Origin of the sequence: Mesorhizobium ciceri biovar biserrulae WSM1271, assembly GCF_000185905.1 — a bacterium.
In the GTDB taxonomy this organism is placed as follows: domain Bacteria; phylum Pseudomonadota; class Alphaproteobacteria; order Rhizobiales; family Rhizobiaceae; genus Mesorhizobium; species Mesorhizobium ciceri.
Map to the genome: position 1 here is coordinate 4,768,442 of NC_014923.1, position 12,571 is coordinate 4,781,012.

Here is a 12,571-nt window from a genome sequence, read left to right on the forward strand (position 1 = left end):
CGGGCGCCAAACAGCGCGCTTGCGCCAAGTTGAAAAAATTTTCTGGCATCCAGGAACCATCCGCGCAAAGGCGCATTTATGCCTTGTCGTCAGCAGTTCGTGAGAGCAATCGAAAGAACGGTTGATGGCAAAGACGCCCCCCGCACGATAAAAGGTGCGAGGGGCGTTTTCGTTGGATCCGGCTATTCGTCCGGGCCGGGTTCCGGCCACCTCTCCTTGGCCGCCTCGGCATACCAGTGCCGCATCGCCGGCGTTGCCAGCACGGCGTCGAGATAGGCGCGCGTATCCGGCGCCAGCGTGCCGCCATAGGTGTCGAAACGGGTGACGACAGGCGCATACATGGCGTCGGCCGCGGTGAAATGGCCAAACAGGAACGGGCCGCCCCTGCCGTATTTTTCCCGGCACTCGCGCCACAGCGCCTCGATACGGGCGCGTTGCGCCTCGCCCTCGGCGTCGAGCGGCTTGTGGCCCTTCGGCCGGCGCAAATTCATCGGCCAGCCATAGCGGACCTCGCGAAAGCCGGAATGCATCTCGCTCGCGGCCGAACGCGCCAGCGCGCGGGCGTCGATATCGGCCGGCCAGAGCTTTTTCTCGGGAAACAGGTCGGCGAGATATTCAAGGATAGCAAGGGTTTCCCAGACGATCTTGCCATTGTGATTCAGCACCGGCACCTGACCGGTCGGCGACACTTTCGCCAGATTGGCAAAGGTTTCAGGTGTGCGCAGCCGCACGAAACCTTCCTCGAACGGGATCTCCAGATGCCTCATCGCCAGCCATGGCCGCAACGACCATGAGGAGAAACACTTGTTGCCGATGTAGAGCGTGAATTCAGCCATTTTTCTCCCCGCATGCACGGCCATCCAAATTCCATGGTCGACGCGTGTTCGCAGCCTAGCCCACCAGCCTTGCCCCAGGGCGGCGGCCGCGCGACCTGATCTGCCGTCCGGGCGACGCCTGGAACCTAACCGACGCCGGCTCGTTAGCTACCGCAAATGAATTCCTCCGAATTCAGAACCCCAGGAGATGCGCAAAAAATGGTGAACAAGGATCAGGTTGCGGGCGTGGCCAAGCAGGTCAAGGGCTCGGTCAAGGAAGCCGCGGGCAAGGCAACCGGCAACAGGCAGACCCAGGCCGAAGGCACGGGAGACCGGACCGCCGGTAAGGCGCAGAAGGCCTATGGCGACGTCAAGGACAAGGTCAAGAAGGCGCTCTGATCCGACATCGGCAAACGCGCTTTATCGAGGGAAAGGCGGTCGCGAAGGCCGCCTTTTTCAGGTGCTCCAACCCTTGCTGAAAGCATTGGTGAAGGCGACCTCGCCGTGATCGCCGGTCGCCTCGCCCAGCACCACGTCCATGCCGTCGCTGGTCACCCTGGCCAGCGCGAAACCGCCCATATAGGCAGCCTTCGGCTTGAACAGGTCGATCCCGTCCCTGCGATAGATCAGCGGCGTTTCGTGCTGGTGGCCATGGAAAATGCCGACGATATTGTAGCCCTTCAGCGCCGCCAGCAACGCCTGCCGGTCGGCCTCGCTCCACCAATGCGGCGCACCACTGCCGTCATCATCGAAGTGCCGCTTGGCGGCATCCCAACGTTCCACCGAGAAGGTGTCCCAGCCATAATGCTGGAACAGGATGACCGGACGGCCGTCCGCCGCATAGGTCGCCAGATCCTGCTTCAGCCATGGCAGGCTGCTCTCGGCGCCGTGGCCGGTATCGCCGGCGAAACGATGCGTCTGGATCAGATGCAGGCCGCCCCAGTCCCAGGAGTAGCAGTCGGTGTCGACATCATAGTCGGTGGCCGGCACCGGCGGCTTGAAGAACACGCCGGCGCGATGGTTGACCTCGACATAGTCGCGCAGTTCGCGCCGATACCAGTCGACATGGTGCGGCGGGCCGTTCTGGTCGAGATCATGGTTGCCGAGCCCGATATAAACCGGCATGTGCACGCGATCGGGACCGACGCCCTGGCTGTAGCGTTGGCTGAACTGGAGCAGTTGGGTGCCCTCGCTCGGCTGCGTGATCTGGCCGCCGCCATCGTCGGTGATGTCGCCGCCGACGACAAGGCCGAGCGGCGTGCCTATCCTGCCGGCCGAACGCAGGCCGGTGGCGACGCCATTGATCTCAGTTGGCCAGTCCTTGTCGCCAAGCGCATTCAGCGCCGCCACGTTGCGCAGCAGCGCGGCGTCGGTCTTGCCTTCCTGCAGGCAGTTGGGGCTCAAGCCGCTCGCCATGCGGCAGGCATGGACATCGGCGATGAACAGGAAAGTGGCGTCGATCGACTGGACGCGTTGCCCGGTCTGGCTGAAGGCCGGGCGCGACAAGGCGCCGGCCGCGGCAAATCCTGCAGCCTGCGCCAGGAAGTTGCGTCGGGAAAGCGATGCAGTCGAACGGCGATTCATCATACGCTGATTCAGCATGGACAGCGGCCGGTCGTCCAGCGCCTCTGCGCCATCATCGACATGATGCCACGGGTCTGGCATGTCTCGCTTGCGCAAGCGGAGGAGGACGAAAAATGAAAGCCGCACCTATCTGCATGATCCTGGCCGCGATGTTGTGCGCGAGCACTGCGCATGCGGCCGGTTGCGTCGACGTCAAGTCCGCCAGAAAGGGTTTCGTTCTGGCGAGGCCCGGCATCCAGAGCGAATTTCGGCCCGTGGCCGGCGGGATGATGTCGGTTGCCAACACCTACGAATCGCAATCGCCGCAAACCCAGTATCTGTTTGCCGGCCTGATCGAGGTGTTTCGCGACAGCGACACCGGTCGCCTGGCGATGATCCCGCTTTCCGATCTGCGAAAGCTGTTTCCGCTGAAGGCGGGGACAAAGGCCGCGATAGAGTTCGTCGAGCTGTCGCCGAACAAGCCGCCGAAGGGCACCAAGACGCTGAGCCTGGTCGTCAAGGGCAAGGAGACATTCAGCCTGGGCGAGTGCAAATACAATGTCCTGGCGGTCAAGGAGACCTTCAAGAACGGTGCCGGCGAGACGCTGGATTCATTTACCGCCCTCTATGCGCCAGATCTGCAAGCCGCGCTCGCGCGGCGCTACGATGAAGGCACCAGTTCGGAATCCGTCAACGGCTACGAGACGATCAAGCCGCTGGCCGAGTAGCTGAACCAGAGCACGGCGAGTCAAGGGGTTCCCGGCCGTGGCAGTATCCTGTTGCGTCGCCTGGCCGCCAATGCGCCCTGCGATGGCGACGGCGCGCTTCGCTCAAGTCCCGCCAGACAATCCCGCAGCACACCGGCATCCTGCGTGGCCTTGGCCATCGACATCGCTCCGGAATAGGCGGCGACCGTCAGCGCGGCGAAGCGTTCGGGGTCCGTGCCCTCGTCCTTGCCCACCTGCTGGTCGGCATGCAGCTTGTCGGCAATCGCGCGCCGCCACCCGGCAAATATCCCGGCAAGGGCAATGCGGAAATCCGGGTCGGCAAGCGACAGTTCGTGCGCCAGATTGTTGAGCGGACAGCCGCGCACGAAACCCTGCTGCTCCAGTTGCGCCGCCACGGCCTCGAACACCGCGCGCACGCCTTCGCGGGCCGACGCCGCCGCCAGCACCGGCGCGATCCATGTCTCTTCGACCGCTGCCGCCACACGCTCGTCGATCACCGCCAGCGCGAGCGCCTTCTTGGTCGGGAAATGGTGATGCAGCGCACCGCCGCTGACACCCGCCGCCGCCATCAGGTCGCCGATGCTGGAGGCGTGATAGCCGCGCGCCTGGAACGCGTCCTCGGCGACATCGAGCACTTTCTTGCGCATGCCTTCAGGGTCGTTGATGCGTTTTCCCGGGCGCGGTTTTGGTTGAGCGATCATCTCTGCTGACATTGCCGGACATTAGCATATTGACAAAACAGGACAACCGGTCTGTTTTACAAACAGGACAATCACCCTGTTTTGGAGAATGCCGGATGAACCTGCCCCAGAACGTCGCGCCGAAACCCTCGGCGCTCGCCTCGCCTGTCGTCGAGTTGCGGCAATACACGCTGAAGCCAGGCCAACGCGACACGCTCATCGACATCTTCGACAGCAGGCTGATCGAGGGCCAGGAGGCCGCCGGCATGACCATCATCGGCCAGTTCCGGGATCTCGATCGGCCTGACATGTTCGTCTGGATGCGCGGCTTCGACAGCATGGATGCGCGGAAAAATGCTCTTGCCGCTTTCTATGGCGGGCCGGTCTGGGCGGCGCACCGCGATGCGGCCAACGCGACGATGATCGATTCCGACGATGTGCTGCTGCTCAAGCCGGCGTGGCCGGGCGCCGGCTTCGACCTTGCGGGGGCGCAGCGGCCAAGCCTGGCCGGCGACGAAAAGCCCATTCGAAACAGGCCGCTGACCGGCATCGTTGTCATCGAGATTCATCATTTGCAGCCCGGCACGGAGGCAGATTTCACCACCCGCTTCGAGATTGAGACGGCGTGCCTGATGACGGCCGACGCACGCCTGCTCGCCGCGTTCGTGACCGAGCCTGCCGAAAACAATTTTCCGCGCCTGCCGGTACGGGCTGACGAAAACGTCTTCATCAGCGTCATGGGTTTTGCCAGCACAGAAGCGCATGCCCGCCACAAGGCCGCGCTTGCCGCCTCGCCGGCATGGCAGGATTTTTGGCGGGCCGCGCAACCCGGCTTGACCAAACCCACGGAGACCTTGCGGCTGTCGCCGACATCGCAATCACTGGTCGGGATCTATTCCTAAAGCGCGTCGACGCGCTTAGGAATAGATCCTTTTTTGTGCATTTCGTTCTCCCAAAACCGGGGCCACTTTTGGGCGACATGCATCAGACTTCAAATGCCTCGACGATGGTCTTGGCGACAAGGGCCGGGTCTTCCCAATGCGGGTTGTGGCCACAGCGCTCGGCCCGGACGAAGACGGCTCCGGCAAGAGCGGATTGCAACGCCTGCTGGTGCGCCTCGCCGAACAGCGGGTCGCAGGCGCCGGCGATGATCAGCGTCCGGGCCTGCACGGCCCGCGCCGCATCGCTCAGATCGGCGCTGCGGATTTCCTCGAGAATCGCGCGCCAGCGCGGCGCCGGCAATGCCGACGCGTCTCTCGCCAAGCCGGCGAGAAAGGCTGGAGGCACGTCGGGACTGCAGGCATGCCACCAGGCGTAGAACGGATCGGCCGGCGATATCGGGTCGCGCAGCGCCTCGACGCCCGCGACCAGCGGATGATCCGGCGCGAAATCGGGCTTTAGCGTGCCGGCCAGCACCACCAGCCCGCCAATCAGCTCCCTGTGTCGCCCTGCCAATGCGATGGCCACCATGGCGCCCAGCGAATGGCCGACGACGAGCGGCCGGTCGAGCCGCAAGCGTAGGATCAGCCCGGCAATATCGTCGGCGAAATCGGCTATGCCGCAGCCTTTGCCGGCCTGCGAGGCGCCGTGGCCGCGCAGATCCGGCATGATCAGACGGCGGCCGGCCAGATAGGGCGCCAGAAGCGAAAAGCTGCGGCTGGTGTCGGTGAAGCCGTGCACCGACAGCAGTGCCGGCTCGGCGCCTGTTATCTCGACATAGGCGATGTCGAGATTGCCGACAGTGACGAACTGCTTGCGGCCGGCCCAGCCGTCCTGGTTCGCGCAGGCATTCAGCACCGCCGCCCTCACAGGCCGAGCTTTTCCTTGACCGCGGCAAGGCCGGGTTGGCCGTCGAAGGTGGTGACACCGGCGAGCCAGGCATCGAGACGGCTCTTGTTGGCCGTGATTGCCTTCAGCGCGCCGTCCTCCGGCTTCATGCCGTCATTGATCAGATAACCCATGCCGACATTCTCGAAATCGATGTCGAAGGCGAGGTTTTTCAAGAACTGTGCGACGTTCGGGCATTGCTGCAGATAGCCCTTGCGCACCTGCGTCGTCACCGTCGCGGCGCCGAAATTCGGGCCGAAGAACTTGTCGCCGCCGGTCAGATATTTGAAGTCGTACATCATGTTCATCGGGTGCGGCGCCCAGCCCTGGAAGACGATGAACTGCTTCTCCTTGATCTCGTAGCCGACCTCGGAAAGCATGCCGGCTTCGCTCGATTCGACCACCTGCCAGCCGTCCAGGCCAAAGGCGGGATCGGCGATAGCGTCCATCATCAACTGGTTTGAACCGGGCTCGATGCCGTACATTTTCTTGCCGAATTTGTCGGCGAATTTGTGCAGGTCGGAAATGTCCTTGACGCCGGCTTCCCAGACATAGGTCGGCACGGCGAATGTGTATTTGGCGCCTACGAGATTGACGCGCACATTCTCGACCGAGCCGTCCTTCTTGTAGGGCTCGTAATAGGTGACCATGGCCGGGTCCCAGTAGCCCAGGAACAGGTCGAGGTCCCTGTTTTTCATGCCCTCGTAGATGACGTTGATGCCGAGCACCTGGCTTTGCGGCTGATAGCCAAGCGCCTCCAACAGGACATTTGCGACTCCTGTGGTGAAGGCAAGGTCGTTCCAGCCGGGTTCGGCCATGCGGACCGTCTTGCACTCTTCGGCCTCGGCCGCCTGGGCCGCATGAGTGGCCAACATGAGGCCGGCAAGGCAGACGCCATTTGCAAGGATGCGCAACATTTCGGTTCTCCTCGTCCGTAAAATTGACCAATTGGTCTTTTTATTGTCCCATGGGTCAATTCTTGATCTGAACGGACGAAGATGTCAACGTGGATTCGAAATGCATGGACCGATCCCGTGAAACTCAAGCGTCTCAGTGAGATCCGCCGCAAGGAATTGCGGCAGGCGGCCTTCGCGGTGCTGGAGCGCGAGGGCATTGCCGGCGCGACACTGGAAAAGGTGGCGGCGCAGGCCGGTGCCTCCAAGGGCATCGTGCTGCACTATTTCCGCAACAAGCAGGAATTGTTCGAGCACGCGATGCGTGAGGCAAACGCCGTCCTGTGCCAGGCGGTGATCGCGCGGCTTCGCCGGGCGCAGACTCCGATGGAGCGCATGGATGCGGTGATCGAGGGCAATTTCGAGGAGCATCTGTTCCAGCCGCCTCTCTGCCATGCCTGGCTGTCGCTCTGCGCCGAGGTGCCGCGCGACGAGAAGATGGCTCGTATCCAGAGGGTGATCCATGCGCGCATGCGCTCGAACCTGTTGTCGGGCCTGCGCGGCCTCGCCTCGCCCGGAGATGCCGACGACATCGCGCTTGGCGTCACCGCGCTGATCGACGGGCTTTGGTTGCGGCTCGGCCTGCAGCCGGGCAGCGTGTCGCGCGAACAGGCTGTCCGCCAGGTCAAGAATTATGTCGCGGGACGGCTGGCTTTGGGGGAGCTTGCGACCGCCGGCGCTTAAACCAGCCTCGGCCGGCCTGCCGGGTGGCGGCGGTCGAAGTTCATACCGTGGGATTGGCTGACGGCTTGACCTTGGCCGCCACTATACGGTGCTCTCGACGACGCAGAAATCTCGGAGCATCCGATGAGACTTCACAAAAAGCGCGCGCTGGTTACCGGCGGGTCGGACGGTATCGGCCTGGCGATCGCCGAGGCCTTTTCGCGCGAGGGCGCCGACGTCCTGATCGTCGGCCGTGACACCAAAAAGCTCGACACTGCCGCCAAGCAGCTCGGCGGCACTATCGAGACGCTGTCGGCCGATCTTGCCACCTCGGCCGGCATCGCGGCCGTCGGCGAGCACGTCAAAGAATCCGGCAGGCCGCTCGACATTCTCGTCAACAATGCCGGGGTGGCTTTCCTGGTGCCGTTCGAGACCGTCAGCGAGGCGCAGTTCCAGCAATCCTTCGCGCTCAATGTGACGGCGGTGTTCTTCCTCACCCAGGGTCTGCTGCCGCATCTGGCGGCCGGCGCGTCGGTGATCAACGTCTCGTCCTATTTCGCCAACAAGATGATCCCGAAGCGGCCGTCGAGCCTCTATTCCCTGTCAAAGGGCGCGTTGAACTCGCTGACCAAATCGCTGGCCTTCGAACTCGGCCCGCGCGGCATCCGCGTCAACGCCATCGCGCCGGGCACTGTCGACACCGCCATGCGACGCAAGACCGTCGACAATTTGCCGGCCGAGGCAAAGGCCGAGCTGAAAGCCTATGTCGAGCGCAGCTATCCGCTTGGCAGAATCGGCCGCCCCGACGATCTGGCGGGCATCGCAGTGTACCTCGCTAGCGACGAGGCGGCCTGGACCAGCGGCGGGGTCTTCTCCGTCGACGGTGGTTATACTGCGGGCTGATCCGTCCGGGCGCCACGCCAAGCGCCGACATTTTCTGCGACGCCACTTTCTACAAATCCAAGTACGCCTACCGCCTCCAGGACCTGATCGCGAACCCAGCGATGGGGTGGCTCGTCGTCGTGGCGCGCGTGCCAGTACATCCTGATTTCCGGAACAGCAATGGGAAGCGGTGGTTCAAAGATGACGAGCGGCAGGGTCTCGGCCGCCCAAACCGCGAACTGCCTGGGCACCGCCGACAGGTGGTTTCCATTTGCCACGGCTAATGCGACAGCCTGAAAGTGCGGCAGGGTCAGGCTTACACGGCGCGTTCGCCCGATCTTGCGGAGCGCCTCGTCGGTGGAGCCCGACATCGAGCCGTCGATAGAACGAAGAATATGGGGCAGTTCGCAGAAGAGGTCGATCGGCAGAGTCTTGCCTTCCATGATTCCCGCCTGCCTGATCGCAGCGTTGTCGTGCGCGGCGATGATGGCGAATGGTGAATGGAACAGAGGCGTGCTTGAGACCCAGTCGGAGACCTCCAGCGGACGCTCGAGCGCTACGTCGATTTCATCCTCCTGGAGCAGCCGCGAGACATCGCCGCGCGCGCTATCGAGAAACCTTAGCGACGCGCGCGGCGCGGCGCCAGCGATGCGTGCCGCCAGCGCTGGCATCAGCATCATGGAAAAGAAATCCGCCCCCATGAACGTGAAGGTTCGCTCCAGTTCCGCCGGATCGAACGCCTTGGCCGAATGGAAGACGCGTTCGATCTCGCGAAGCGCCACGCGCAACGGCTCGGCCATGCTCTCGGCGCGCGGTGTCGGCATCATGTCATTGCCCCGTCGCACGAACAGCTGGTCGTTGAGGAGATGTCGCAAGCGATTGAGCGCAGCGCTGACGGCAGGCTGGCTGAGGCCGATCTGCTCGCCGGCACGCGTAACGCTTCTCTCCCGCAGAAGGGCGTCGAACACCTTGATGAGATTGAGGTCGAGCGCGTTCAAATTCATCGCATCAATTCGCCCCATACGATCATTCGATTTCCGTTGTCGGCGTATCCCTGGCTAGATCGTCATCGGCCCAGCAGGCACAGGCAACAGAAGGATCAGACACGCCATGACAATGACCCCCGGCACGATCACAGGCAAGGAACTCTTCTGGTTCAACAACACGCTCGTCGCGATCCACGTCTCGTCGATAGCAGGAGAGGACGGCACCTGCGTCGTCGAGCATCACATGCCCTATGGCGACTCGCCACCGCTGCATGCGCATCGCAGGGAAGACGAAGTGTTTCACATCCTGGAGGGGAGATTGCGCTTTCAGATCGACGGCCACGAACGCATTGCGGACGCCGGCGAAACCGTCATCGCACCGAAAGGCCTGCCGCACACCTACCGGGTCGAATCCCCGGAAGGTGCGCGCACCCTCACCATCACGCGCGGTTCGGATTTTGAGACGATGCTGCGTCAGGCGAGCCGTCCCGCCGAACAGCCCGAACTGCCGCCGCTGATGGAACCAACACCGGAAATCATCGCGGCACTGGTGCAGCTTTGCGCAAAAAACGGCATCGACATTGTCGGTCCGCCGCTGGGGTGAGAGGCCGAAACTGCGCAGTCCTTCCCTTCTCCCCTTTGTGGGAGAAGGAGAGACGCGCCGCGCCTTCAACCGATTTGCATCCTCGCCGCCCGCATTCTCCGCTTGAAGCCGTTTGTGCAACGCGATACGCCGTTGCCGACTTCGACAAGGAGAGACCCGTGACCGCTGCAAAGACCAGAACCGAAACCGACACGTTCGGTCCCATCGAAGTCGCCGCCGACCGGTATTGGGGCGCGCAGGCGCAGCGTTCGCTCGGCAATTTCAAGATCGGCTGGGAAAAGCAGCCGGCGTCGATCGTGCGCGCATTGGGCATCGTCAAGCGGGCGGCGGCCGAAGCCAACATGGAGCTCAAGCGGCTCGATCCGGCGATCGGCAAGACGATTGTCGAGGCAGCGCAAGAGGTCATCGACGGCAAGCTCGATGAGCATTTCCCGCTGGTGGTCTGGCAGACCGGTTCGGGCACCCAGTCCAACATGAACGCCAATGAGGTGATCTCCAACCGGGCGATTGAGATGCTGGGCGGTGTCATGGGCTCCAAGAAGCCGGTGCATCCCAACGATCACGTCAATATGAGCCAATCGTCGAACGACACCTATCCGACAGCCATGCACATCGCCTGCGCCGAACGCATCGTGCACGATCTGTTGCCGGCACTGAAGCACCTGCACAAGGCACTCGCCGCCAAGAGCAGAGAGTTCAATCACATCATCAAGATCGGCCGCACGCACACGCAGGATGCCACCCCCCTTACGCTTGGCCAGGAATTTTCGGGCTATGCCGCGCAGGTCGCTTCGTCGATCAAGCGCATCGAGCTGACGTTGCCCGGCTTGCAGGAACTGGCGCAGGGCGGCACCGCCGTCGGCACCGGCCTCAACGCGCCGGTCGGCTTCGCCGAAAGGGTCGCGGATCGCATCGCCTCCATCACCGGCATCGCCTTCGTCACCGCGCCGAACAAGTTCGAGGCGCTGGCGGCCCATGATTCCATGGTGTTTTCGCACGGCGCCATCAACGCGGCGGCCGCCGCGCTATTCAAGATCGCCAACGACATCCGCTTCCTCGGCTCAGGCCCGCGCTCGGGCCTCGGCGAACTGTCGCTGCCGGAAAACGAACCGGGCTCGTCGATCATGCCGGGCAAGGTCAACCCGACCCAGTGCGAGGCGCTGACGCAGGTCTGCGTACAGGTGTTCGGCAACAATGCGGCGCTCACCTTCGCCGGCAGCCAGGGTCATTTCGAGCTCAATGTCTACAATCCGCTGATGGCCTACAACTTCCTGCAGTCGGTGAAGTTGCTCTGCGACGCCTCGGTCTCCTTCACCGACAATTGCGTCGTCGGCATCGAGGCCCGCGAAGACAACATCAAGGCGGCACTCGACCGCTCGCTGATGCTGGTGACGGCGCTGGCGCCGACCATCGGCTACGACAATGCCGCCAAGATCGCCAAGACCGCGCACAAGAAGGGCACCACTTTGCGCGAGGAAGCGCTCGCCACCGGGCTGGTCAGCGAAGCCGATTACGACCGGCTGGTGCGGCCGGAGGATATGACGCATCCGGGGTAGGCAATTCCAGGAAAAGTGTCTGCGGTTTTCGGTCCGGAATTGCGTCAACCAAAAGCCCGGTATTTCGTGAGGGGAGAATTTACTCCCGTCACGACCTCACCCGAAGCGAATTTTGCGCAGGCCGCCCGATCACGGAAACGTAAGTACTGTGAACAATGTGTCGCCAGTCTGGTGGCTTTGGTGAACAGTCGGTTTGCTCTATCTCCCCGGCATCAACCCATCCCGGAGAGCCACCATGTCCACCAACATTTCAGTCGCCGGTTCCGGCGCATCCAATGCCTCGACCACCATCCTCCTCGGCCGCGTCCTGCTCGCGGTCATCTTCCTGCTTTCAGGTTTCGGCAAGCTCACCGCCATTAGCGGAACAGCGGGCTATTTCGGCAGCCTCGGCCTGCCCTTGCCGACCGTAACGGCCACCGTCGTCGGCCTGATCGAGCTTCTCGGCGGCCTCGCCATCCTCGTCGGCTTCAAGACCCGGATTGTCGCCTGGGTGCTGGCGGTCTTCACGGTCGCTACCGGTTTGGTCGCCCATACCGGTTGGGCCGACCAGATGCAGATGATCCAGTTTCTCAAGAACCTCGCCATTGCGGGCGGCTTCCTCGTGCTGGCTTCCTCGGGCGCCGGTGCCTATTCGATCGACGCCAAGCGCGGCTGAGCCAAGACCCGGCAATAGCCGAACAAGAAAGCGGCGCGGAATTTTCCGCGCCGCTTTTTCGTTGTTGGTGCATGACCGCCGATCTGTCGGCCGGAGTTTCTGATAGGATCGGGGCTATCGGGACGAGGCCGGCCGGCGGCCGACAACGGAGGTGAACATGCCCCGCAACGCGCTGCTCCTGCTCTCCCGGCTGCTGCTCGCCGCCCTGTTCGTGCCTTCCGGTTTCCATGCATTGAGCGACATCGCCGGCACCACAGGCTATTTCGCCGGCCTCGGCCTGCCGCTGCCGACACTTGCTGCCTGGGGCACGGGACTGTTCGAACTGATCGCCGGGCTGCTCATCCTGGTCGGTTTCCAGACCCGGATCATAGCGCTTCTGCTCGCTGCCTTCTGTATCGTCGCCGGCTTCATCGGCCATTATGGCCAGGGCGGCGGCGACGCGATGCTCGCCTTCCTGCACCAGCAGATGCTGATGAAGGACATTGCGATATCAGGTGGGTTTGTAGCGCTGGCGATGGCCGGCGCCGGCGCATGGTCGATCGACGGGCGCGGCGCGGTTTGATATTTTTGCGTAGATGGGCCCGAGCTGATCGACCCCACTCCGTCTCGGCTTCGTCGAGTCACCTCTCCCCTGATCGACGGGGTAGAGGAAGGCCGCG

General features: G+C 63.1%; 15 protein-coding genes. 9 read left to right on the top strand and 6 right to left on the bottom strand.

Annotation, left to right across the window (positions count from 1 at the left end):
* Positions 1-182: 182 nt before the first annotated feature.
* Complete coding sequence (locus tag MESCI_RS23225; protein ID WP_063167709.1) at positions 183-836, bottom strand: glutathione S-transferase family protein; 654 nt, start codon at positions 834-836, stop codon at positions 183-185.
* A gap of 198 nt (positions 837-1,034) precedes the next feature.
* On the opposite strand from MESCI_RS23225, the gene MESCI_RS23230 reads away from it, so the two are divergent.
* Positions 1,035-1,214 (top strand): CsbD family protein, encoded by a 180-nt coding sequence (locus tag MESCI_RS23230; RefSeq protein WP_013532401.1) that lies wholly within the window; start codon positions 1,035-1,037, stop codon positions 1,212-1,214.
* Positions 1,215-1,271: 57 nt separating this feature from the next.
* On the opposite strand, the gene MESCI_RS23235 is transcribed toward MESCI_RS23230, so the two are convergent.
* Entirely contained in the window at positions 1,272-2,402 is a 1,131-nt protein-coding gene (locus tag MESCI_RS23235) for a metallophosphoesterase (protein ID WP_063170195.1), read from the bottom strand.
* A 110-nt stretch (positions 2,403-2,512) separates the two neighbouring features.
* Here MESCI_RS23235 and MESCI_RS23240 point away from each other — a divergent pair, with 110 nt between their 5' ends.
* The gene (locus MESCI_RS23240) at positions 2,513-3,106 is read left to right on the top strand and encodes a hypothetical protein (protein ID WP_013532403.1); all 594 of its coding nucleotides are present in this window, start codon (positions 2,513-2,515) and stop codon (positions 3,104-3,106) included.
* Between the two features lie 20 nt (positions 3,107-3,126).
* Here MESCI_RS23240 and MESCI_RS23245 read toward each other — a convergent pair whose 3' ends face one another.
* A complete protein-coding gene (locus MESCI_RS23245) occupies positions 3,127-3,753 on the bottom strand; it encodes a TetR/AcrR family transcriptional regulator (protein WP_164747190.1) in 627 nt (208 codons plus the stop codon).
* A 149-nt stretch (positions 3,754-3,902) separates the two neighbouring features.
* Here MESCI_RS23245 and MESCI_RS23250 point away from each other — a divergent pair, with 149 nt between their 5' ends.
* On the top strand, positions 3,903-4,688 hold the full coding sequence (locus MESCI_RS23250) for an NIPSNAP family protein (protein WP_013532405.1): 786 nt from the start codon (positions 3,903-3,905) through the stop codon (positions 4,686-4,688).
* Between the two features lie 82 nt (positions 4,689-4,770).
* Here the strand turns inward: MESCI_RS23250 and MESCI_RS23255 are convergent, their stop codons facing one another.
* Both MESCI_RS23255 and choX read right to left on the bottom strand, forming a co-directional pair.
* A complete protein-coding gene (locus MESCI_RS23255) occupies positions 4,771-5,595 on the bottom strand; it encodes an alpha/beta fold hydrolase (protein WP_164747188.1) in 825 nt (274 codons plus the stop codon).
* Entirely contained in the window at positions 5,592-6,530 is a 939-nt protein-coding gene (choX, locus tag MESCI_RS23260; protein WP_013532407.1) for a choline ABC transporter substrate-binding protein, read from the bottom strand. The genes MESCI_RS23255 and choX overlap by 4 nt, the downstream gene beginning before the upstream one ends.
* Positions 6,531-6,611: 81 nt before the next feature.
* Between choX and betI the strand changes: the two genes are divergently transcribed.
* Both betI and MESCI_RS23270 read left to right on the top strand, forming a co-directional pair.
* Positions 6,612-7,250, top strand: a complete 639-nt coding sequence (gene betI, locus MESCI_RS23265; protein ID WP_013532408.1) for a choline-binding transcriptional repressor BetI — start codon at positions 6,612-6,614, stop codon at positions 7,248-7,250.
* A 123-nt stretch (positions 7,251-7,373) separates the two neighbouring features.
* On the top strand, positions 7,374-8,132 hold the full coding sequence (locus MESCI_RS23270; protein WP_013532409.1) for an SDR family NAD(P)-dependent oxidoreductase: 759 nt from the start codon (positions 7,374-7,376) through the stop codon (positions 8,130-8,132).
* Here the strand turns inward: MESCI_RS23270 and MESCI_RS23275 are convergent.
* The gene (locus MESCI_RS23275; RefSeq protein WP_013532410.1) at positions 8,117-9,115 is read right to left on the bottom strand and encodes a LysR family transcriptional regulator; all 999 of its coding nucleotides are present in this window, start codon (positions 9,113-9,115) and stop codon (positions 8,117-8,119) included. The two genes, MESCI_RS23270 and MESCI_RS23275, sit on opposite strands and share 16 nt — an antisense overlap.
* Positions 9,116-9,221: 106 nt before the next feature.
* On the opposite strand from MESCI_RS23275, the gene MESCI_RS23280 reads away from it, so the two are divergent.
* The 4 genes from MESCI_RS23280 to MESCI_RS23295 all read left to right on the top strand — a co-directional run bounded on the left by MESCI_RS23280 (position 9,222) and on the right by MESCI_RS23295 (position 12,474).
* The gene (locus MESCI_RS23280; RefSeq protein WP_013532411.1) at positions 9,222-9,701 is read left to right on the top strand and encodes a cupin domain-containing protein; all 480 of its coding nucleotides are present in this window, start codon (positions 9,222-9,224) and stop codon (positions 9,699-9,701) included.
* Positions 9,702-9,859: 158 nt separating this feature from the next.
* Positions 9,860-11,257: a class II fumarate hydratase gene (gene fumC / locus MESCI_RS23285; RefSeq protein WP_013532412.1), complete on the top strand. Its 1,398-nt coding sequence runs from the start codon at positions 9,860-9,862 to the stop codon at positions 11,255-11,257.
* 235 nt (positions 11,258-11,492) lie between these two features.
* Positions 11,493-11,912 carry a DoxX family protein gene (locus MESCI_RS23290; protein WP_013532413.1) on the top strand — a complete coding sequence of 140 codons (420 nt, stop codon included), beginning with the start codon at positions 11,493-11,495 and terminating at the stop codon, positions 11,910-11,912.
* Positions 11,913-12,069: 157 nt separating this feature from the next.
* On the top strand, positions 12,070-12,474 hold the full coding sequence (locus tag MESCI_RS23295) for a DoxX family protein (RefSeq protein ID WP_013532414.1): 405 nt from the start codon (positions 12,070-12,072) through the stop codon (positions 12,472-12,474).
* Positions 12,475-12,571 lie beyond the last annotated feature (97 nt).

Excerpts from the sequence above, each read along its gene's own strand:
- MESCI_RS23240 (WP_013532403.1), top strand. The coding sequence starts at position 2,513 with ATGAAAGCCGCACCTATCTGCATGATCCTGGCCGCGATGTTGTGCGCG.
- choX (WP_013532407.1), bottom strand. The coding sequence starts at position 6,530 with ATGTTGCGCATCCTTGCAAATGGCGTCTGCCTTGCCGGCCTCATGTTG.
- MESCI_RS23295 (WP_013532414.1), top strand. The coding sequence starts at position 12,070 with ATGCCCCGCAACGCGCTGCTCCTGCTCTCCCGGCTGCTGCTCGCCGCC.
- MESCI_RS23250 (WP_013532405.1), top strand. The coding sequence starts at position 3,903 with ATGAACCTGCCCCAGAACGTCGCGCCGAAACCCTCGGCGCTCGCCTCG.
- MESCI_RS23275 (WP_013532410.1), bottom strand. The coding sequence starts at position 9,115 with ATGAATTTGAACGCGCTCGACCTCAATCTCATCAAGGTGTTCGACGCC.
- betI (WP_013532408.1), top strand. The coding sequence starts at position 6,612 with ATGTCAACGTGGATTCGAAATGCATGGACCGATCCCGTGAAACTCAAG.
- MESCI_RS23270 (WP_013532409.1), top strand. The coding sequence starts at position 7,374 with ATGAGACTTCACAAAAAGCGCGCGCTGGTTACCGGCGGGTCGGACGGT.
- MESCI_RS23225 (WP_063167709.1), bottom strand. The coding sequence starts at position 836 with ATGGCTGAATTCACGCTCTACATCGGCAACAAGTGTTTCTCCTCATGG.
- MESCI_RS23245 (WP_164747190.1), bottom strand. The coding sequence starts at position 3,753 with ATGCGCAAGAAAGTGCTCGATGTCGCCGAGGACGCGTTCCAGGCGCGC.
- MESCI_RS23235 (WP_063170195.1), bottom strand. The coding sequence starts at position 2,402 with ATGATGAATCGCCGTTCGACTGCATCGCTTTCCCGACGCAACTTCCTG.
- MESCI_RS23290 (WP_013532413.1), top strand. The coding sequence starts at position 11,493 with ATGTCCACCAACATTTCAGTCGCCGGTTCCGGCGCATCCAATGCCTCG.
- MESCI_RS23280 (WP_013532411.1), top strand. The coding sequence starts at position 9,222 with ATGACAATGACCCCCGGCACGATCACAGGCAAGGAACTCTTCTGGTTC.
- MESCI_RS23230 (WP_013532401.1), top strand. The coding sequence starts at position 1,035 with ATGGTGAACAAGGATCAGGTTGCGGGCGTGGCCAAGCAGGTCAAGGGC.